The organism is Microbulbifer salipaludis, from assembly GCF_017303155.1.
GTDB classification, from domain to species: Bacteria; Pseudomonadota; Gammaproteobacteria; order Pseudomonadales; family Cellvibrionaceae; genus Microbulbifer; species Microbulbifer salipaludis.
Window position 1 is genome coordinate 577758 of the sequence record NZ_JAEKJR010000002.1, and the last position, 20002, is coordinate 597759.

The 20002-nt window shown below is 60.3% G+C and carries 21 protein-coding genes; all 21 read left to right on the top strand.

The features are described 5' to 3' along the window. Nucleotides 1-45: 45 nt before the first annotated feature. The 21 genes from trmJ to JF535_RS08185 all read left to right on the top strand — a co-directional run bounded on the left by trmJ (nt 46) and on the right by JF535_RS08185 (nt 19984). Nucleotides 46-858: a tRNA (cytosine(32)/uridine(32)-2'-O)-methyltransferase TrmJ gene (gene trmJ, locus JF535_RS08085; RefSeq protein WP_242523759.1), complete on the top strand. Its 813-nt coding sequence runs from the start codon at nt 46-48 to the stop codon at nt 856-858. 222 nt (nt 859-1080) lie between these two features. Next, nucleotides 1081-1581 (top strand): Fe-S cluster assembly transcriptional regulator IscR, encoded by a 501-nt coding sequence (gene iscR, locus JF535_RS08090; RefSeq protein WP_207001023.1) that lies wholly within the window; start codon nt 1081-1083, stop codon nt 1579-1581. 102 nt (nt 1582-1683) lie between these two features. After that, on the top strand, nt 1684-2898 hold the full coding sequence (locus JF535_RS08095; RefSeq protein WP_207001025.1) for an IscS subfamily cysteine desulfurase: 1215 nt from the start codon (nt 1684-1686) through the stop codon (nt 2896-2898). Between the two features lie 110 nt (nt 2899-3008). Next, nucleotides 3009-3413: a Fe-S cluster assembly scaffold IscU gene (gene iscU, locus JF535_RS08100; RefSeq protein WP_207001026.1), complete on the top strand. Its 405-nt coding sequence runs from the start codon at nt 3009-3011 to the stop codon at nt 3411-3413. Nucleotides 3414-3471: 58 nt separating this feature from the next. Beyond that, the gene (iscA, locus tag JF535_RS08105; RefSeq protein ID WP_479724302.1) at nt 3472-3783 is read left to right on the top strand and encodes an iron-sulfur cluster assembly protein IscA; all 312 of its coding nucleotides are present in this window, start codon (nt 3472-3474) and stop codon (nt 3781-3783) included. 174 nt (nt 3784-3957) lie between these two features. Then, entirely contained in the window at nt 3958-4482 is a 525-nt protein-coding gene (gene hscB, locus JF535_RS08110; protein WP_242523760.1) for a co-chaperone HscB, read from the top strand. A gap of 39 nt (nt 4483-4521) precedes the next feature. Further along, nucleotides 4522-6402, top strand: coding sequence for a Fe-S protein assembly chaperone HscA (gene hscA / locus JF535_RS08115; protein ID WP_207001037.1), 1881 nt, complete (start codon nt 4522-4524; stop codon nt 6400-6402). 50 nt (nt 6403-6452) lie between these two features. Further along, nucleotides 6453-6791 (top strand): ISC system 2Fe-2S type ferredoxin, encoded by a 339-nt coding sequence (gene fdx / locus JF535_RS08120; protein WP_207001039.1) that lies wholly within the window; start codon nt 6453-6455, stop codon nt 6789-6791. A 68-nt stretch (nt 6792-6859) separates the two neighbouring features. Then, nucleotides 6860-7054: a Fe-S cluster assembly protein IscX gene (gene iscX, locus JF535_RS08125; RefSeq protein ID WP_207001040.1), complete on the top strand. Its 195-nt coding sequence runs from the start codon at nt 6860-6862 to the stop codon at nt 7052-7054. Nucleotides 7055-7246: 192 nt separating this feature from the next. Continuing rightward, nucleotides 7247-7672, top strand: coding sequence for a nucleoside-diphosphate kinase (ndk, locus tag JF535_RS08130; protein ID WP_066968158.1), 426 nt, complete (start codon nt 7247-7249; stop codon nt 7670-7672). A gap of 92 nt (nt 7673-7764) precedes the next feature. Next, nucleotides 7765-8925: a dual-specificity RNA methyltransferase RlmN gene (rlmN, locus tag JF535_RS08135; RefSeq protein ID WP_207001050.1), complete on the top strand. Its 1161-nt coding sequence runs from the start codon at nt 7765-7767 to the stop codon at nt 8923-8925. A 68-nt stretch (nt 8926-8993) separates the two neighbouring features. Further along, nucleotides 8994-9779: a type IV pilus biogenesis/stability protein PilW gene (pilW, locus tag JF535_RS08140; RefSeq protein ID WP_207001059.1), complete on the top strand. Its 786-nt coding sequence runs from the start codon at nt 8994-8996 to the stop codon at nt 9777-9779. After that, nucleotides 9769-10863 carry a RodZ domain-containing protein gene (locus JF535_RS08145; RefSeq protein ID WP_207001061.1) on the top strand — a complete coding sequence of 365 codons (1095 nt, stop codon included), beginning with the start codon at nt 9769-9771 and terminating at the stop codon, nt 10861-10863. Before pilW ends, JF535_RS08145 begins: the two co-directional genes overlap by 11 nt. A 170-nt stretch (nt 10864-11033) precedes the next feature. Next, entirely contained in the window at nt 11034-12155 is a 1122-nt protein-coding gene (gene ispG, locus JF535_RS08150; RefSeq protein WP_066968155.1) for a flavodoxin-dependent (E)-4-hydroxy-3-methylbut-2-enyl-diphosphate synthase, read from the top strand. Nucleotides 12156-12214: 59 nt separating this feature from the next. Next, nucleotides 12215-13477 carry a histidine--tRNA ligase gene (gene hisS, locus JF535_RS08155; protein ID WP_066966312.1) on the top strand — a complete coding sequence of 421 codons (1263 nt, stop codon included), beginning with the start codon at nt 12215-12217 and terminating at the stop codon, nt 13475-13477. Nucleotides 13478-13557: 80 nt separating this feature from the next. Beyond that, on the top strand, nt 13558-14295 hold the full coding sequence (locus JF535_RS08160) for a YfgM family protein (protein WP_207001063.1): 738 nt from the start codon (nt 13558-13560) through the stop codon (nt 14293-14295). Beyond that, nucleotides 14292-15476: an outer membrane protein assembly factor BamB gene (gene bamB, locus JF535_RS08165; protein ID WP_207001065.1), complete on the top strand. Its 1185-nt coding sequence runs from the start codon at nt 14292-14294 to the stop codon at nt 15474-15476. Before JF535_RS08160 ends, bamB begins: the two co-directional genes overlap by 4 nt. 130 nt (nt 15477-15606) lie before the next feature. Further along, nucleotides 15607-17001: a ribosome biogenesis GTPase Der gene (gene der / locus JF535_RS08170; RefSeq protein ID WP_207001072.1), complete on the top strand. Its 1395-nt coding sequence runs from the start codon at nt 15607-15609 to the stop codon at nt 16999-17001. A gap of 219 nt (nt 17002-17220) precedes the next feature. Further along, complete coding sequence (locus JF535_RS08175) at nt 17221-18678, top strand: succinate-semialdehyde dehydrogenase (RefSeq protein WP_207001074.1); 1458 nt, start codon at nt 17221-17223, stop codon at nt 18676-18678. Between the two features lie 86 nt (nt 18679-18764). After that, nucleotides 18765-19487, top strand: a complete 723-nt coding sequence (gene tsaA / locus JF535_RS08180; RefSeq protein WP_207001085.1) for a tRNA (N6-threonylcarbamoyladenosine(37)-N6)-methyltransferase TrmO — start codon at nt 18765-18767, stop codon at nt 19485-19487. Beyond that, a complete protein-coding gene (locus JF535_RS08185; RefSeq protein WP_207001086.1) occupies nt 19484-19984 on the top strand; it encodes a protein disulfide oxidoreductase in 501 nt (166 codons plus the stop codon). The genes tsaA and JF535_RS08185 overlap by 4 nt, the downstream gene beginning before the upstream one ends. The last annotated feature ends 18 nt before the right edge of the window (nt 19985-20002 follow it).

Sequence of the window (20002 nt, forward strand, 5' to 3'; positions counted from 1 at the left end):
CCTAGTGTAGCCACTCCTTGTAGTCACTCCGACCGGGTAAACCATATGGCGACTTCTCCTTCCGAAACCGCATCCAAATCGGCGTCCCCGCACGCCCTGGCCGCTCTGGACAATATCCGGGTGGTGCTGGTGAATAGCGCGCACCCGGGCAATATCGGTGGCGCCGCGCGCGCCCTCAAGAACATGGGGCTGAGCCAGTTATACCTGGTGCAGCCACGGGAATTCCCCGCCGCGAATGCGGTTTGGCGCGCTGCCGGCGCCGCCGAACTGCTGGACAGTGCGGTGGTTGTGGAAACCCTTGAAGAGGCCGTGGCTGACTGTGGCCTGGTAGTCGCAACCAGCGCACGGGAGCGCCGCATTCCCTGGCCACTGCTGACGCCGCGGGAGTGCGGCGCGCGCGCGGTAGCGGAAGCCCAGTCTCACCCGGTAGCGCTGGTGTTCGGGCGTGAAGACCGTGGCCTCACCAATGAAGAGCTGCAGGCGTGTAACTTTCATGTGCATATTCCGGCCAATCCGGAGTATAGCTCCCTCAATCTCGCGACCGCGGTACAGGTGCTGGTCTACGAGGCGCGTATGGCGGCGCTGGAGGCGGAGAGAGGGGAGGCGCTGAGCTATTCCGACTGGGACCGACCGCCGGCCAAGGCCGGGGATATGGAGCTCTACTACGACCACCTGCAGCTGGCGCTGGGGGAGCTGGGTTTTATCGACCCGGACAACCCCCGGCAGACGATGACCCGATTGCGCAGACTGTTCAGTCGCGTGCGTCCGGATGATATGGAGCTGGGTATCCTGCGCGGCATGCTGACCGCCATCCAGAACCACATTCATCGCGCGGGCGGTAAGGGGCGACCTGACTGATTGGTTCGGTCATTGCGCATACCCGGGCCCCGTTTTCTCCGGCAGTAGAGGCGAGCGCCAAATACCCGAGTGTAATACTCGGCTATATACTTGACTGAAGTAGTTGGTTATTCCATACTCGCGCCCCGATTCAGTGGTGCTGGTCGGGCTGCAGAGCCCGCAGATCGGGCCCACAGGTAAGGGGCTTCCCAAAGACGAGCCGGGAAAGAGCCAGGAGAAAGTATGCGTTTGACAACCAAAGGGCGGTACGCGGTCACAGCAATGCTGGACCTGGCGTTGCACGCCGAGCGCGGACCGATCAGTCTGGCGGACATCTCCAAGCGCCAGGATATATCCCTGTCGTACCTCGAGCAGTTGTTTTCCCGGTTGCGCCAGTCTGGCCTGGTGTCCAGCGTGCGCGGTCCCGGTGGCGGTTACCGCCTGGCCCGCACCACCGCAGAGATTTGCGTGGCCGAAATCATCGACGCGGTCAACGAGTCGGTGGACGCCACCAGCTGTGGCGGCAACAGCGACTGCTCTGCCGGTGAGCAGTGCCTTACCCACTACCTGTGGACAGACCTCAGTCATCAGATTCACGGCTTCCTCACCGGTATCAGCCTAGCCGATATGGTTGCGCGCGCTGAAGTGCAGGAAGTGGCTCGTCGTCAGGACGGGCGCGATGCGGCGGGTGCCGCAGAGCAGGCGTTAGAGCAGAAAGTAGCGATTATTGGCGGCTTGCAGTAAGGTGCCGCCGGCCCGGTCAGGCAGGTGGCCCGACCAGTGAGACATTGAGCCTAATCAGTAGTTTAGCGCCGGTAAACAACCGGCGTGTGGAGAGAGAAGATTATGAAGCTTCCCATTTATCTGGATTATTCGGCAACCTGCCCGGTAGACCCGCGCGTCGCCAGTAAGATGGCGGAGCAGTTGACCATGGAGGGCAACTTCGGTAACCCCGCGTCCCGCTCCCACGTGTTTGGCTGGAAGGCGGAAGAGGCCGTGGAAGATGCCCGTCGCCACGTGGCGGAGCTGATCAACGCGGACCCCCGCGAAATCGTGTGGACCAGCGGTGCCACCGAGTCTGACAACCTTGCGATCAAGGGCGCTGCGCACTTTTACCAGGGCCGTGGCAAGCACATTATCACCTCCAAGATTGAGCACAAAGCGGTACTCGATACCTGCCGCCAGCTGGAGCGCGAAGGGTTTGAAGTGACCTACCTGAATCCGAAGGAAGACGGCATCGTCTACCCGGAGCAGGTGGCAGAAGCCATGCGCGACGACACCATTCTGGTCAGTTTGATGCACGTCAACAACGAGATTGGCGTGATCAACGATATCGCGGCCATCGGTGAGCTGTGCCGTGAGCGCAAGATCATCTTCCACGTGGACGCCGCTCAGAGCCCTGGCAAGATCGATATCGACCTGGCGGAAATGAAGGTCGACCTGATGTCGTTCTCCGCTCACAAAATTTACGGCCCCAAAGGCATCGGTGCCCTGTACGTGCGCCGCAAGCCGCGTGTGCGTCTCGAAGCCCAGATGCACGGTGGTGGTCACGAGCGCGGTATGCGTTCCGGCACTCTGCCTACCCACCAGATTGTTGGCATGGGTGAAGCCTTCCGAATTGCCAAGGAAGAAATGGCGGAAGAGGCCAAGCGTGTGCTGGCCCTGCGTGATCGCTTCTGGAACCAGATTTCTGATATGGAAGAGGTGCACATTAACGGTTCTGTTGAGCAGCGTGTGCCCGGCAACCTGAATGTCAGTTTTGCGTTTGTAGAAGGCGAGAGCCTGATCATGTCGCTGAAAAACCTGGCGATTTCCTCCGGTTCTGCCTGCACCTCCGCGAGCCTGGAGCCCAGTTATGTACTGCGGGCCCTGGGCGTGAACGATGAGCTGGCCCACAGCTCCCTGCGTTTCAGTTTCGGCCGTTTCACCACGGAACAGGATGTGGATATTGCGGCCAAAGAAGTAAGGCAGGCGGTCGAAAAACTGCGCGAACTGTCTCCGCTGTGGGATATGTATAAGGATGGTGTTGATCTCAGCACCATCGAGTGGGCGGCGCATTAAAGCGACTGCGCGAGCGTCTGGCGGCGCCCAGTGACCACCACCAGCCGCATGCTCGCAACGCTTTAATGAAGTTGAAGTGCGAATTTGAGAATATTTGAGAGGGTATAGTCATGGCCTATAGCGATAAAGTAATTGACCACTATGAACACCCGCGCAACGTTGGTCGTCTCGACGACAACGCGGACAACGTGGGTACCGGCATGGTCGGCGCGCCGGCCTGTGGCGACGTTATGCGCCTGCAGATCCAGGTGAATGACAGCGGCATCATTGAAGACGCCAAGTTCAAAACCTACGGCTGCGGCTCTGCCATTGCATCAAGTTCCCTGCTGACCGAGTGGGTGAAAGGCAAGAGCCTGGACGAGGCCGCGCAGATCAAGAACACCGAAATCGCCGAAGAGCTGGCATTGCCGCCGGTGAAAATTCACTGCTCCGTACTCGCGGAAGATGCGATCAAGGCGGCAGTGAAGAATATCCGTGAAAAGCGCGGCGAAAAGTCCGAAGAAGCGGCAGGCTGAGTTCGCGGATCGGCCCAGTGATTATCGGTAGGGAGTAGCAACCGACATGGCAATTACCATGACCCAAGCAGCCCAGGCCCATGTCGCCAAACAATTGGCGAGCCGGGGAAAGGGTATCGGTATTCGCGTCGGCGTAAAGACCGCCGGCTGTTCCGGTATGGCTTATGTCCTCGAATTTGTGGATGAGGCTGCGCCAGAAGATACGGTATTTGAAGGCGATGGCGTGAAGCTGGTGGTAGACCCCAAGAGTCTCGCCTACCTCGATGGCACCGAGCTGGATTTCGTGAAGGAAGGGCTGAACGAAGGTTTTGCCTTCAAGAATCCCAACGTGAAGAATGAGTGCGGCTGCGGCGAGAGCTTCCACGTTTAGACGGAAGCAATCAGGCAGCAGAAGGCCGGATGCCTGGTGCATGCCGGCCTTTTTGTTATCGGTTTTGTTATCGGTGCCACTTTGTTTCCGGCCAAATGTATTGCCCGCTACGGAGCCGTCTAACGGAAGCCTCTCGTAGTACGCGCTAGTACGTGACCCTTATGGAACTGCACCATGGAACTGCAACAGAATTACTTTGAAATCTTCGGCTTGCCCGTGGCTTACGAGGTAGACCGGCAGGCACTGTCAAAGCGATACCGCGAGCTGCAGCAGGAATTTCATCCGGACCGTTTCGCCGCAAAATCGGAGCGGGAGCAGATGCTGTCGATGCAGTATGCCGCGCAGATCAATGAAGCGAACAATACCCTGAAAGACCCGGTGGCCCGCGCGGCTTACCTGCTGCAGCTGGCCGGTGTTGAAATCAGCCCGGAACAGACCACCGCCGATGGCGAATTTCTGATGCAGCAGATGGTGTTGCGCGAACGTCTGGAAGACGTGCGTGGCGCCACCGATCCCGAGGCGGAGCTGGCGTCGCTGGAGCGTGAAGCATCACAGCTGTTTACCGCACAGGAGTCTGCGTTTTCTTCCGCCCTGGATGCCGCTGAGCTCGAGGCCGCCAAAAGTGCGTTACTGAAACTCCAGTTTCTCGCCAAGCTGCAGCGGCAGATTGAAGCACTTGAAGAAGATTTGCTGGACTGAAACGAATTTATTGTTGGACCAACACTTTCACAAAACGATATGGCATTACTGCAGATTTCCGAACCCGGCCAAACCCCTGAGCCCCACCAGCGCAAGCGCGCGGTGGGAATCGACCTGGGCACCACCAACTCGCTGGTGGCGACCGTCCGCAGTGGTTCCGCGGAATCACTGCCCGCCGAAGACGGGCGGGTGATCCTGCCCTCTGCGGTGCGCTATACCGAAAGTGGCGTTGAGGTGGGTTACGGCGCGCGTGCGGCGGCCGGTGAAGACCCCTACAACACCCTGATCTCGGTCAAGCGATTCATGGGGCGCGGTCTGGCAGACATCAAGAGCTTCGGCGATCAGCTGCCGTACCACTTTGCTGAAGACGATGGAGGTATGCCGGCGATCGAAACCGTTGCCGGTGCGGTCAACCCGGTACAGGTGTCTGCGGAGATTCTCAAGGTGCTGGCCAAGCGCGGTGCCGCGTCCCTTGGCGGGCCGCTGGATGGTGCGGTAATTACCGTGCCTGCCTATTTCGATGAAGCCCAACGCCAGGCCACCAAGGATGCGGCTAGGCTCGCGGGCCTCAAAGTGCTGCGCCTGCTCAACGAGCCCACCGCCGCGGCGGTGGCCTACGGTCTCGACAAGCCTGAAGAGGGCAGCGACGCGGTCGACAAAACCATCGCGGTGTATGACCTCGGTGGTGGCACCTTTGATATTTCCATTCTGCGCCTGTCCAAGGGTGTTTTCGAAGTGCTCTCCACCGGCGGTGACAGTGCCCTTGGTGGCGACGATTTTGACCGCGCCGTGGCCGAGTGGATCGCGGTGGAAGCGGGGCTGGGCACCGACCACGACGCCTCTGCCCAGCGCAATTTACTGAATGCCGCCTGCGCCGCCAAAGAGGCGCTGGCAAGCGAGGCAGCCGTAGCGGTCAATTACGGCAACTGGTCGGCGGAACTGAGCCGCGATAAGCTTGCCGAGCTGCTGGATCCGCTGATTGCCAAAACCCTCCGTGCCTGCAAGCGTGCCCTGCGCGATGCGGATCTGTCCGCGGAAGATATTGCCGAAGTGGTGCTGGTAGGCGGCTCGACGCGCACCCTGCGCGTGCGCGAAAAAGTGCAGGAATTCTTCGGTCGCGAACCCCATGCGGATATCGACCCGGATCAGGTGGTCGCCATTGGCGCGGCCCTGCAGGCGGATGTGCTGGTGGGCAACAAGTCCCGTGAAGACCTGCTGTTGCTGGATGTGATCCCGCTGTCGCTGGGCATCGAGACCATGGGTGGTCTCACCGAAAAACTGATTCACCGCAACACCACCATTCCTGTCGCCAAGGCTCAGGAGTTCACCACCTTCAAGGACGGCCAGACGGCCATGGCCATTCACGTGGTGCAGGGCGAGCGGGAGCTGGTGCAGGACTGTCGTTCACTGGCGCGCTTCGAACTGCGCGGCATTCCGCCGATGGTGGCTGGTGCGGCGCATATTCGCGTAACCTTCCAGGTGGATGCGGACGGCCTGCTGTCGGTGACAGCAATGGAAAAAAGCAGCGGTGTACAGGCGGAGATCACCGTCAAACCGTCCTACGGACTGGGGGATGCCGACATCACCCGCATGCTGCAGGACTCCTACGCCAATGCCGAAGAAGACATCGCCGCGCGTGCCTTGCGCGAGGCCCAGGTAGAAGCCGAGCGGACCCTCGAGGCCATGCTGGTGGCGCTGAACGAAGACGGCGCCGATCTGCTGACGGAGGGCGAGCTGGGGGCACTGGAGCGCGCAATGCAGGCGCTGCGCCTGGCCCACAATGGTGGCACCCCGGAAGAAATTCGCAGCCGCATTGACGAGCTGAACACGCTGTCTGAGCCTTATGCCGCGCGCCGCATGGACAAGTCCATCAAACGCGCCATGCAAGGCCACAGCCTGGATGAATTCGACAAGCCCTGAGGGGCCATTCGACAAGCCCCGCGGGGCGTTTAAGACCGAGAGTTGAGAAAATGCCGAAAATAGTTTTCCTGCCCCACGAAGAATTGTGTCCGGAAGGCAAGGTGATCGAAGTGGAGCCGGGTGTCACCGTGTGCGATGCGGCACTGCAGCACGGCGTTGAAATCGAGCACGCCTGTGAGAAGTCCTGCGCCTGTACCACCTGCCATGTGATCGTGCGCGAGGGGTTCGATTCCCTCGGGGAGCCGGACGAGCTGGAAGAAGACATGCTGGACAAAGCCTGGGGCCTGGAGCCCGAATCGCGCCTGTCGTGCCAGGCGGTTGTGGATAAGGAAGACCTGGTGGTCGAGATTCCCAAGTACACCATCAACCAGGTTTCCGAGCGCCACTGAGCCGCGCCGGTTTTTCGGTACGACACCTATTCAGCGCTACGTAATCAGCACACATTGAGGGCAGCAACATGAAGTGGACGGACATTCACGATATTGCCATTGAGCTCTGCGACCGCCATCCGGACGTCGACCCGCTGCAGGTCAACTTCGTCGATCTGCGCCAGTGGGTGATGGATCTGCCGGAGTTTGACGACGACCCTAATCGCTGCGGCGAGAAGATTCTGGAGGCCATTCAGGCGGCCTGGATCGAAGAGAACGAATAGTCGCATTCTCAGTGCGAACTTCACTAGTACAAACTTCACTCGACTATGCGTATAATCCGCGCTCCGCGACCTGCATTGGTTAATTAATCATCAGTTCGCCCGTTGAGAGAATTCAGGGAAGAGCAACTCCGGTTGCTCTTTTCGTATCTGAAAGAAACACAATTTTTTAAAACGCTAGCAATGGAGAAAACCATGGCCCTGGAACGCACCCTGTCCATCATCAAGCCGGACGCCGTAGCCAAGAACGTGATCGGCGAAATCGAGAGCCGCTTCGAGAAAGCCGGTCTGCGCATCGTTGCCATGAAAATGGTTCAGCTGTCTCAGGAAAAGGCTGAAGGCTTCTACGCCGAGCACAAAGAGCGTCCTTTCTTCAAGGATCTGGTTGAATTCATGACTTCCGGCCCGGTTGTTGTACAGGTTCTGGAAGGCGAAAACGCCATCCTGGCCAACCGCGACCTGATGGGCGCTACCAACCCGAAAGAAGCCGACGCCGGCACCATCCGCGCTGACTTTGCCGACAGCATCGACGCCAACGCGGTACACGGCTCTGACTCTGCCGCTTCCGCCGAGCGCGAAGTGAGCTACTTCTTCTCTGACGAAGAAATCTGCGCACGTTAATTGCTGCTGTCTCGCAATAGACGACGTGGGAGCCCGCCCGGCGGGCTCCTGCCGCGTAACTCCTATTCGCACCCCCGGTGCAAGGTGAACCCATGACCGACGTACAAACCGTACAAGCCGAAACCCATCAAGCGGAAAAAGTGAACCTGCTGGGCCTGTCTGTGGACAAGCTCGCGGACTTCTTTGCCGGTTTGGGCGAAAAGCGCTTCCGTGCGGTGCAGGTACTGAAGTGGATTCACCAGAACGGCGTGGACGATTTCGAGCAAATGACCAATGTCAGCAAGGCCATGCGTGCCAAGCTGGCAGAAATCTCCGAAGTGCGCGCCCCCAAGGTCCTCAAGCAGATGGACTCTGCCGATGGCACCCGCAAGTGGCTGATCGAAGTCGCCGGCGGCAATGTGATCGAGACCGTGTATATCCCCGATGGTGACCGCGGCACCCTGTGTGTGTCCTCCCAGGTGGGCTGCTCGCTGGATTGCAGCTTCTGCGCCACCGGTAAACAGGGTTTCAACCGCGACCTGACCGCCGCCGAGATCATTGGTCAGGTGTGGATCGCGTGTAAGTCGTTCGGGCAGTTGCAGCCCAACGGGCCGCGCAAAGTAACCAACGTGGTGATGATGGGCATGGGCGAGCCCCTGCTCAATTTCGACAACGTGGTCGATGCCATGAACCTGATGATGGAAGACAATGCCTACGGCATCTCCAAGCGTCGGGTAACCCTGAGTACTTCCGGTGTGGTGCCGGCCCTGGATCGCCTGGCTGAGGTGACCGATGTGAGCCTGGCCATTTCCCTGCACGCGCCTAACGACGAGCTGCGCAATGTGCTGGTGCCGATCAACAAGAAGTACCCCATCGCCATGCTGCTCGACAGCGCCAAGCGCTATATCGAGAACATGCCGGACAATCATCGCAAGATGACCATCGAGTACACCATGATCCGGGAAGTGAACGATCGCCCGGAGCACGCAGAACAGCTGGCCGAGCTGCTGCGCGATGTGCCGGTGAAGATAAATCTGATACCCTTCAATCCGTTTGAGCTGTCCGACTATCAGCGGGTCAGCAATAACGCTTTGCGACGTTTTCAACAGATTTTGTTGGACAAAGGCTATACCGTAACCGTGCGTACCACCCGTGGGGATGATATTGCCGCGGCCTGTGGCCAGCTGGCCGGTCAGGTGAATGACCGCACACGCCGCTCCGAGCGCTATCGCAACGCCGAGCGCCCGGTGAGGATCGTCAGCCCCCAAGCATAACTCTTGCACCGCCGAAGGGATCCGGCGTGCGCTGGTAGTACGCACCCGATAACCACAAGGTGAAGCTCGTGTTAGCAAAAATTTCCAATCCGGTAGCCATTGCCGGGTTACTCGTATCCCTGCTGCTTGCTGGCTGTGTGACCACTGGTCCCGGTGGCAAGCAGGTCGATCTCGACAAGGCCCGCGAAACCCATATTCAGCTCGGTTTGCGCTATCTGCAGAGCGGTGGCGACAACCGCGAGATGGCCCGTCATCATTTCCAGCAGGCCCTCGAGCTCGGCAGGAAGGACCCGCGCGCGCACCATGGCCTCGCGCTCCTGTATCAGGCCGATGGCGAGCTGCCGGTGGCGGAGTCGCACTTTAAAAAGGCGCTGCGCTACGACCGCGATTTCTCCATGGCGCGGGTGAACTACGGCGTGTTCCTGTACCAGCAAGAGCGCTACGAAGACGCGAAAGAGCAGTTCCTGATCGCCTCGGAAGACCTGACCTACAACCGCCGTTCCTACGCCCTGGCCAATCTCGGCCGCGCGGAATTGCGCTTGCATGAACTGGAAGGCGCCGAGCGCGCATTCAAGAAGGCTCTGGCGTTGAGCAGAGACCTGCCGGTAGCGCTGTTGGAGCTGGCCGAGCTGAAGTTTGAGCAGCAGGATTACGCGCAGGCAAAGCAATATCTGGATCGCTACAGCGAAAAAAATCGCCAGGTTCCGCAATCCCTGTGGCTGGGGATTCGCATTGAAAAAATCTTCGGTAATCGGGACAAGGAAAAGAGTTACGCCCTGGCACTGAAAAACCTCTTTCCCTACTCAGCAGAAACGCTGAAGTACCAGCAGACGATGGCCGAAAATGAGCAGTAGTAATTCGACCCCCGAACAGGCGCAAACCCCAGTGGCCCCAGAGGCAGAGGTAGAGGCGCAGACCGCGACCCTCGGCGAGCAGCTGCGCGCTGCCCGCGAGCAGGCCGGCCTGACCGCAGACGAGCTGGCGCGCCGCCTGTGCATGACCGCAGACAAGCTTGAGGCATTGGAACAGGATGCGCTGGAGCACTTCCCGGGCAGTACCTACGTTCGCGGTTATATCCGCAATATTTGCAAAGAGCTGGGCGCAGACGAGACGCCGGTGCTGGCGGCCTTCGCCAGGCAGGCACCGGCGGAAGCGCCACGTGCGGCCGTAGTCCCCAAGGGGCCGGTGATGGGGGGCGGCGCGGTGGCCGGCGGTGGCTCCGGCTTTGGTCCGCTGCTGCTAGTAGTCGCGATGGCCGCGGCGGGTGGTTACTGGTGGATGGGGCAGCAGGGCACATCAGCAGTGTCAGCGGAGGCCGATCTCGCGGCCGTCGCACCATCCGATACGACGCTCGGGGCCCAGGATTTCGCGGTTGCCGCCGCGCCGAGTCCCGACGTAGAGATGGCCGAGGACTTCGCGCCGGAAACCGACGCTCAGCTGGCCGAAACCCTTGGTGATGACGCGGAGTCTGCAGGCCGGGAGCCTCTGACTGCGCAAGCGCCGCAGCCAGCACGAGAGCCTCAGCCCTCTGAGCAGCTTGAGCTTGCTGAACAGCCTGAACCCACTGTGCAACCCCAGCGAGTGGAAGAGACCACGCTGGCGCAAGTGTCTCAGCCCGTCGAAGCGCCTTCGCTGCAGCAAGCGACGGCGGAACCGACGCAGGCCCATCAGGAGGCGCAGGCTGCAATCCCTGCACAAACTTCGGCACTCGCGCTTTCATTCAGTGAGGAATCCTGGGTGGAAGTGACCGATGCGGCAGGCAACAAGCTGCTGGCTACCCTGCAAGCGGCGGGCTCCGAGGTGGAGCTCAAGGGTGAGGCGCCGTTCAGCCTGATGCTGGGCAACGCTGCGGCCACCACCGTCCGCTATGCGGGCGAGGTAGTGGATAGCGCGCCCCTCGGTAACCGTCGCACCCGCAAGCTGACCGTGGGCGGCTAACCAGGCACCATGCCTTGGGTCGGGTACTGCTGAATCCCCGTGCATGTGCGCCTGCCGCACGCGCACGAGATTTCGGCGGTGCCCTGTAGCTTTGCGCCCAATCTATCTATAATCCCCCCCAATTTTTGGTCATCGTCTTTCTTGCTCAAAAGCCAATACAGGTGCTGTTTATGCAATTCGAGTCACCCATAGTTCGCCGCGTATCGCGCCAGATCATGGTGGGCAATGTGCCAGTGGGTGGCGGCGCACCGATTTCGGTGCAGAGCATGACCAATACCGAGACCTGCGATGTGGCCGCCACCGTGGGGCAGATCCAGCGGCTGGAAAGCGCCGGTGCGGACATCGTGCGGGTATCGGTCCCCTCGATGGAGGCGGCCGAGGCCTTCGGTGAGATCAAGAAGCAGGTGAACGTACCGTTGGTGGCGGATATCCACTTTGACTACCGCATCGCCCTGCGTGTGGCCGACCTGGGTGTCGATTGCCTGCGCATCAACCCGGGCAATATTGGCCGTGAGAAGCGCATTCGCGCGGTGGTCGACAAGGCGCGGGACCTGAATATCCCGATCCGCATTGGGGTCAACGCCGGCTCCCTGGAAAAAGACCTGCAGAAAAAATACGGTGAGCCCACCCCGGATGCGCTGGTGGAGTCCGCTCTGCGCCATGTGGATATTCTCGACAGCCTGAACTTTCAGGACTTCAAGGTGAGCGTAAAGGCCTCGGACATCTTTATGGCCACCGCCGCCTACCGCAAGCTGGCCAGCCAGATTGAGCAGCCGCTGCACCTGGGGATTACCGAGGCGGGCGGCCTGCGCGCCGGTACCGTGAAATCGGCGATTGGTCTCGGTGCGCTGCTGCTGGACGGCATCGGTGACACCCTGCGGGTATCCCTCGCCGCCGACCCGGTGGAAGAAGTAAAAGTCGGCTGGGACCTGCTCAAGAGCCTGCGCCTGCGCACCAAGGGCATCAACTTTATTGCCTGTCCCAGCTGCTCTCGCCAGAACTTCGATGTGGTGAAAACCATGAACGAACTGGAAACCCGTCTGGAAGACATCACCACACCGCTGGATGTGGCGGTGATCGGTTGTATCGTCAACGGCCCGGGTGAGGCGAAAGAGGCGGATATCGGTCTCGCCGGCGGCACCCCGAGCCACGCCATTTATGTGGATGGCAAGCCAGACCGCAAGTTCACCAATGACCACCTGGTGGATGACCTGGAAAAACTGATTCGCGAAAAGGCCGCGGCCAAGGCGGCGCAGGAAGCCAGCATCATCGCCAAAGAAACCATCGATTGAGTCGACCCCGGTGGGTGGACAAAGCCCATTCACCAATAATCAGACGTTAAGGACTTCCGTTGAAACAACTTCGCGCCATCCGCGGCATGAACGACCTGCTGCCCACCCAGTCCCCGGTGTGGCAATACGTGGAAAGCACCCTCAGCGAACTCTTCGCCCGTTACGGGTACAGTGAAATCCGCACGCCACTGCTGGAGGCCACACAGCTGTTTGCCCGCGCCGTAGGCGAGGCAACGGATATCGTCGAAAAGGAAATGTACACCTTCGACGATAAGAGCGGTGACAGCGTCACCCTGCGTCCGGAAGGCACCGCCGGCACGGTGCGCGCAGCGGTTCAGAACAACCTGCTGATCCAGCCCCAGCGCCTGTGGTATTTCGGCCCCATGTTCCGCTACGAGCGCCCACAGAAGGGGCGTCTGCGCCAGTTCCACCAGTTTGGTGTCGAGGTGTTCGGCATTGAAGGGCCGGATATCGACGCCGAAATCCTGATGATGACCGCGCGCCTGTGGAAGCAGCTGGGGGTATCCGAGCATGTTTCCCTGCAGTTGAACTCCTTGGGCAACAGCGATAGCCGCGCCGCGTTCCGCGAAGCGCTGGTGGAATACCTGTCTGCACGCAAGGACCAGCTCGACGAAGACAGCCAGCGCCGCCTGGAGCGCAACCCGCTGCGCATTCTGGACAGCAAAAATGCCCAGACTCAGGAACTGCTGGCGGACGCGCCTTGTCTACTGGACTTCCTCGACGAGGAATCCCGTGCACACTTTGACCAGCTGCGGGCCTTCCTGGATGCCGCCGGCGTAGCCTACGAGGTAAATCCGCGCCTGGTGCGTGGCCTCGACTACTATGGCAAGACGGTTTTCGAGTGGGTAACCGACAGCCTCGGCGCCCAGGGTACCGTGTGTGCCGGTGGCCGCTACGACGGCCTGGTGGAGCAGATGGGTGGCAAGCCGACCCCAGCCGTGGGCTTTGGCCTTGGCGTTGAGCGCCTGGTGCTGTTGCTGGAAACCCTGGAAGTTCTGCCCGACGCCCTGGATCAGCAGGTCGATGCATATCTGGTGGCCGTGGGTGATGTACAATCCGCTGCCCTGGCGGCGGCGGAACAACTGCGCACCGAATTGCCTTGGCTGCGGTTGCAAACCCACTGTGGTGGTGGCAGCTTCAAGAGCCAGATGAAGAAGGCCGACAAGAGCAATGCGGACTACGCCCTGATCATCGGCGAAGACGAAGCCGCGGCGGGGCAGGTGACCGTGAAATCCCTGCGCGCCGACACGGAGCAGCAAACCGTGGCCGTGGCTGAATTGGCGAAAATTTTACAGGCGTGAAACGCCGGCCGCCTGCGCTCGTACGCAGGCACTTCAAGACCGAACTACGAATTGGATTTAGAGAATAAGGCGAATAAGAAATGGCTGACCATTTGACCGAAGAAGAACAGATTGAGTCGCTCAAGCGCTGGTGGAAAGAAAACGGCACCGGCATCGTCACCGGTATCGTGCTGGCGCTGGCCGGTTACTTCGGCTGGCAGTGGTGGCAGGCAAAGGAGCGCGGCGACGCCGAAGCGGCCTCCAACGTCTATCAGGGCTTTGTCGAGGCGGTATCTGCCAATGAAGGCAAGCCGGATAACAAGCAGCTCACCACCGCCCAGTCCCTGGCGCGCGAACTGAAAGACGACTACAACAAGCGCATCTACGCCGCCCAGGCATCGCTGCAGCTGGCCGCCATGGCGGTCGAAAAGAACGATCTCGAAGCTGCGGCGAAGGAGCTGCAGTGGGTGCTGGATAACAGCAACGACGATGCCCTCAAACTCGTCGCCAAGCGTCGCCTGGCGTCGGTCAAGGCCGCACGCGGTGAGACCAAGGAAGCGCTGGAACTGGTGCAGGGTAGTGTGCCGCCGGCCTTTGCCGCGCTGTACGCGGAAACCCGCGGTGACATCCTGCTGCAGCAGGGCGACAAAGACGCCGCCCGCGCCGCATACCAGGAAGCCCGCGCGCAGCTGCTCCCGGAGCAAGCGGCCGGTTCCCGCTTGCTGGACCTGAAAATTGAAGGGCTGGGTGAAGCGCCTAAGGCCGAAGGCGAAAGCGCCGACGATGCCGGGGAAGCCGAAGCAGATAGCGAAGCAGCAACGGAGAAGGACGCGCAATGATAGGGACTTACACAGGCGTGCGCGCGAGTGCGGGCAAGGTGCTGAACCGGGTGGCCGCCGTGGCCCTGGCCGCGGTCATCAGTGCCTGCGCTTCCAACGATGAAAAGGAAGATACGGATCCGGTAAAACTCACGGAGATCACCGAAACCGTCCAGCTGCGTGAAGCGTGGTCGCAGAATATCGGTGACATCGATGCCCTGCGCTACGCGATGCTCAAGCCCGGCATCATCGACGGCAAGGTAATTGCCGCCAACAGTGAGGGCAATGTATTCGCGTTTGATCGCGCCAGCGGCAAGCGCCTGTGGAAAGTGGATATCGACCAGTCCATCAGTGGCGGTGTCGGCGTCGGCCTGGGTATGGCCGTGGTGGCGGATTACCGTGGCCGTATTGTCGCCCTCAACCTGCAGGATGGCAGCCAGCTCTGGACCAGCCAGCTGGGTGGTGAAGTCGTCGCCACCCCGGCGGTAGGGTCCGGCATGGTGGTGGTACAGACGGTCGACGGCAAACTGCTGGGCCTGGATGCCAGTTCCGGTGAGCAACAGTGGCGCCACAACACCGCGTTGCCGGTGCTGACCCTGCGCGGCACCGCCAGCCCGGTGATTTCTGCCGGTATGGTGTTTGCCGGCCTGGATAACGGCAAGGTGATTGCACTGAGCGTGTCTGATGGCCTCACCCGCTGGGAGCAGCGCGTGGCCATCCCGCAAGGCACTGCCGAGCTGGATCGTGTGGTGGATGTCGACGGCACCCCGCTGGTACGCGGTGAGCTGGTATTCGCCGCCAGCTATCAGGGGCGCGCCGTTGCCCTGTCGCGGGATGACGGCCGCGGCCTGTGGGCGCGTGACGCCTCAACCAACCACGGTGTGGCCGTGGGTGCCGGCCAGGTGTTCCTGAGCGGCGCCGATGGCAGTGTCCACGCCTACAATGTGGGTAATGGGCAGGTGCAATGGACCAACAGTGAATTACTGCGTCGCGAGCTGAGTGGGCCGGCCTATTTCGGCGATGTGGTGGTGGTTGGCGACCTGGAGGGCTATGTCCACGCGCTGGATCCGTCCACCGGCCGCTTTGTGGGGCGTACCCGTATCGATCGCGACCCGGTGCGTATCCCGCTGCTCGCGGATGGCGACCTGCTGTTTGCCCTGTCGGACGACGGCGAGCTGGTGGCACTGCGCCTGGAGCGCTAAACCCCGAGTTTATTTTGGCGGGTTTTCGAACCCGCCTGAGGCGCCTGCTTGCAGGCGAACCTGAACCGCCCGCACTCCTGCGGGCGTTCGTATTTCTGGCAAAACTGTTTTGCCCCGAGAAGATCCGATTATGTTGCCTGTAATTGCCCTGGTAGGGCGCCCCAATGTGGGTAAATCCACCCTGTTTAACCGGCTCACCAAAAGCCGCGACGCCCTCGTGGCCAACTACGCCGGCCTCACCCGTGACCGCAAGTATGGCGAAGCGGAGTTCGAAGGCCACAAAATGATCCTGGTGGACACCGGTGGCATCAGCGGCGACGAAGAAGGCATCGATGCGGCCATGGCCCAGCAATCCATGCAGGCCATTGAGGAAGCGGACTTCGTCCTGTTTCTGGTGGACTGCCGCGCCGGCCTCACCCCCGCCGACGACATGATTGCCGAGCGCCTGCGCACCCGCTCCAAACCCACCATCCTGGTGGCCAACAAGGTAGACGGCGTCAACCCGGACATCGCCCTGGCACCGTTCTACGAACTGGGCATTGGCGAGCTGTTTCCCACCACCGCCACCCACGGCCGCGGTGTGCGCGCCCTGATGGAACGACTGGTGGAAGGCTTGCCGGAGCCCGCAGAAGAGGAAGCGCAGGAAGAGGCCACCGGTATCAAGATCGGTATCGTCGGGCGCCCCAACGTGGGCAAGTCCACCCTCGTCAACCGCCTGCTGGGGGAAGACCGTGTGGTGGTCTTCGACCAGCCCGGCACCACTCGTGACAGCGTGTATATCAACTACACCCGCGACGAAAAGCCCTACACCATCATCGATACCGCCGGTATCCGTCGCCGTAAAAACGTCAAGGAATCGGTGGAGAAGTTCTCCATCGTCAAAACCCTGCAGGCGGTGGAAGACGCCAATGTGGTGGTACTGGTGATCGACGCCAGCGAAGGTCTGGTGGATCAGGACATGCACCTTATGGGCAGCGTGATCCAGGCCGGCCGCGCACTGGTGGTCGCCCTCAACAAATGGGACGGTCTCGACCCGGACCACCGCGACTTCGTAAAAACCGAACTGGAACGCCGTCTGCGCTTCGTGGACTTCGCGGATATTCACTTTATCTCCGCGCTGCACGGCACCGGCGTGGGTAACCTGTACAAGTCCATCGAAGATGCCTATCAGTCAGCCACGGACAAGCTCTCTACCAATCACCTCACGCGAATTCTGCAGTGGGCGGTGAGTGAGCACCAACCGCCGCTGGTCAACGGTCACCGAATCAAGCTGCGCTATGCGCACGCCGGTGGTCAGAACCCCCCGGTGATTGTGATTCACGGCAACCAGACCGCGCAGGTGCCCAACCACTACGTGCGTTATCTGGAAAAAACTTACCGCAAGGCCCTGGACCTGCACGGCACCCCGGTAAAAATCGAATTCCGCACCGGCGATAACCCTTACGCGGGCAAGAAAAATAAACTCAGCGATCGCCAGAAGGCCAAGAAACGCCGCCTGATGAAGTTCGTGAAGAAGAAAAAATAACGTTGAGGGTTGAAGCGGCGCCGGGGCGCCGCAATACCCTTAAGCTAAGGGCAGAGAATTCCGCGCAAGACTAAACTTGCGGGAACTCCATGGTGGATGCGCCTTCGGCTTATCCACCCTACAAAAACCAAACTACCCAACCCGTAGGGTGGATAAGCAAAGCGCATCCACCAACTGTAGGACCCTGCCAGCACGCGAACCAACGCACAAGGAGCCCCCGTGATAAACCTTAAAAACCCCGATCTCCTACGCAAACAATCCTACATCAACGGCCAATGGCTGGATGCGGACTCCGGCAACACCCTGGACGTTATCAACCCGGCCAATGGCGAAGTCGTCGCTACCATTGCCTCCTGTGGCGCCGATGAAACCCGTCGCGCTATTGAAGCCGCCAACGAAGCCTGGCCTGCCTGGCGCGACCTCACGGTAAAACAGCGCGCGAAAATACTGCGCGACTGGTACAACCTGATTATCGACAACGTCGACGACCTTGCCGCCATCCTCACTGTCGAGCAGGGCAAGCCCCTGGCGGAAGCGAAAACCGAAATCACCTACGGCGCCAACTACCTGGAATGGTTTAGCGAAGAAGCCAAACGCGCCTACGGCGACGTCATCGCACCGCCCAGCAAAGACAAGCGTATTGTTGTGGTCAAACAGCCGGTAGGTGTGACCGCCTCCATTACCCCGTGGAACTTCCCCAGCGCCATGATCGCGCGCAAAGTTGCCCCAGCGCTGGCCGCAGGCTGTACCTTCGTGGCCAAGCCCGCCTCGGAAACGCCACTATCTGCCCTGGCACTGGCCGTGCTCGCGGAAAAAGCCGGCGTTCCCAAAGGGGTGTTCAACGTCGTTGCGGGTAAAAGCTCGCGGGAAATCGGCGCCGAGATGACCGGCAACCCGTTGGTGCGCAAATTTACTTTTACCGGCTCCACCGCCGTGGGCAAAAAATTGCAGGCCCAGTGCGCCGAGACCATCAAGAAAACCTCAATGGAACTCGGTGGCAATGCGCCGTTTATCGTGTTCGACGATGCCGACCTCGACGAAGCCGTGAAGGGCGCCATCATCTGCAAATACCGCAACGCCGGGCAAACCTGTGTGTGCGCCAACCGCATCTTTGTACAGGAAGGTGTGTACGAGGAGTTTGCCAAGAAATTTACCGCCGCGGTCAGTGCCCTGAAGATGGGGGATGGCACCCAAGAGGGTGTGGAGGTCGGCCCCATGATCAATGCCGGTGCGGTAGAGGATGTGAAAGCGCTGGTGGAAGACGCCGTGAGTAAAGGGGCGAAAAACCTGAACGACGGTGGCCCCAGCGACATGGGTGAGTGCTTCTTTACCCCCACGGTGCTGTCTGGTGTGGACGACACCATGAAGCTGTTCAAGGAAGAAATTTTCGGCCCCGTCGCGCCGCTGTACAAATTTTCCAGTGAAGAAGAAGCCATCCGCATGGCCAACGACACCGAGTTCGGCCTGGCCTCCTATTTCTACTCCCGTGATATCGGCCGTATCTGGCGCGTGGCCGAGGGCCTGGAGTACGGCATGGTGGGTATCAACGAAGGCATCATTTCCAATGAAATGGCCCCCTTCGGCGGTATCAAGGAATCCGGCACTGGCCGCGAAGGATCCAAGTACGGCCTGGACGATTACCTGGAAATCAAATACCTGTGCATGGGTGGTATCTGATCATTGGTGGATGCGCTACGCTTATCCCCCCTACAAATACCGCACTTTCGTAGGGTAGATAAGCGCAGCGCATCTACACAAGAGACATGCAGATAACCCCAATCGCCACCACCCGTTCCTGCTTCACCGAAAAGTTCGGCATCCCCCGGCAGCCCCTGCTGGCGGATGCCAGCCGCGCGGCCATCGAACTGCTGCCACCGTACGATGATCCGGAGGCGGTTAGCGGGCTCGAACAGCACAGTCACCTGTGGCTCACCTGGCAATTTCACCAGGTCGCGGGCCAGTGGTCCTCCAAGGTGCGCCCACCGCGTCTCGGTGGCAATAAAAAACTCGGCGTATTCGCCACTCGCTCGCCATTTCGCCCCAATAATATCGGCCTGTCAGTGGTGCGCCTGATCGAAGTGCGCACGCACCCCAAGGTAGAGTTAATCGTTGCCGGTGCCGACCTGTTACAGGGCACGCCGATTCTCGATATCAAACCCTACATTCCCTATGCCGATAGCGTTCCCGATGCGGTCAGTGAACTGGCCGAGTCCGCGCCACCGGCTACCGCCGTGCATATTCCCCAGGCAATTACGCAGGTTGCCCGGGGCTACCGTGACGATTGGGGCACCGATCTCGTAGCATTAATTACCCAGGTGCTCGCGCAGGATCCAAAGCCCGCCTACCAGCAGCCCGATCCACAACGGATTTACGGCATGGCGCTGTGCGGGTTTAACTTGCAGTGGCGTTATCAAGACGGCGCAATACAGGTGGTGGGGCTGAGCCCGCTACCTATTGAAAGAGAGACTACCGGAGAAGAAAAATGAAGATAAAAAGTGCCGTCTGGTCTCTGGCAAAATTTGTCGTGCTGGCGGCCATCATCGTCAGTTCTGTGTCTTGGTACCACAGCCGCAATATGCCCAAGGGGCAGGCGCCGGAACTGCTGGCCCCGGACATCAATGGCCTGCCCGTCAGCCTGCAGAAAATGACCCAGCAAGGCCCGGTACTGATCTACTTCTGGGCCACCTGGTGTGGGTATTGCCGCGTGGTGTCTCCGGCGGTTTCCGATTTAGCCAGTGAGCACCAGGTCATCACCATCGCCCTGCAATCCGGCACCCCGGAAGAGGTGGCCACCTATCAGCAACAACACAGCCTGAAGTTCCGCACCATCAACGACCCGTCCGGCGCACTCAGTAATAGCTGGGGCCTGCAGGTAACCCCCTCGATCGCGATTGTGGATTCCGAGGGCAAGGTAAGTGCGGTCACGTCGGGGATGACGTCCAAGTTGGGGCTGAAAGCGCGGCTGTGGCTGGCAGACCGCTAAAGCTCGGTGGCGGATCAG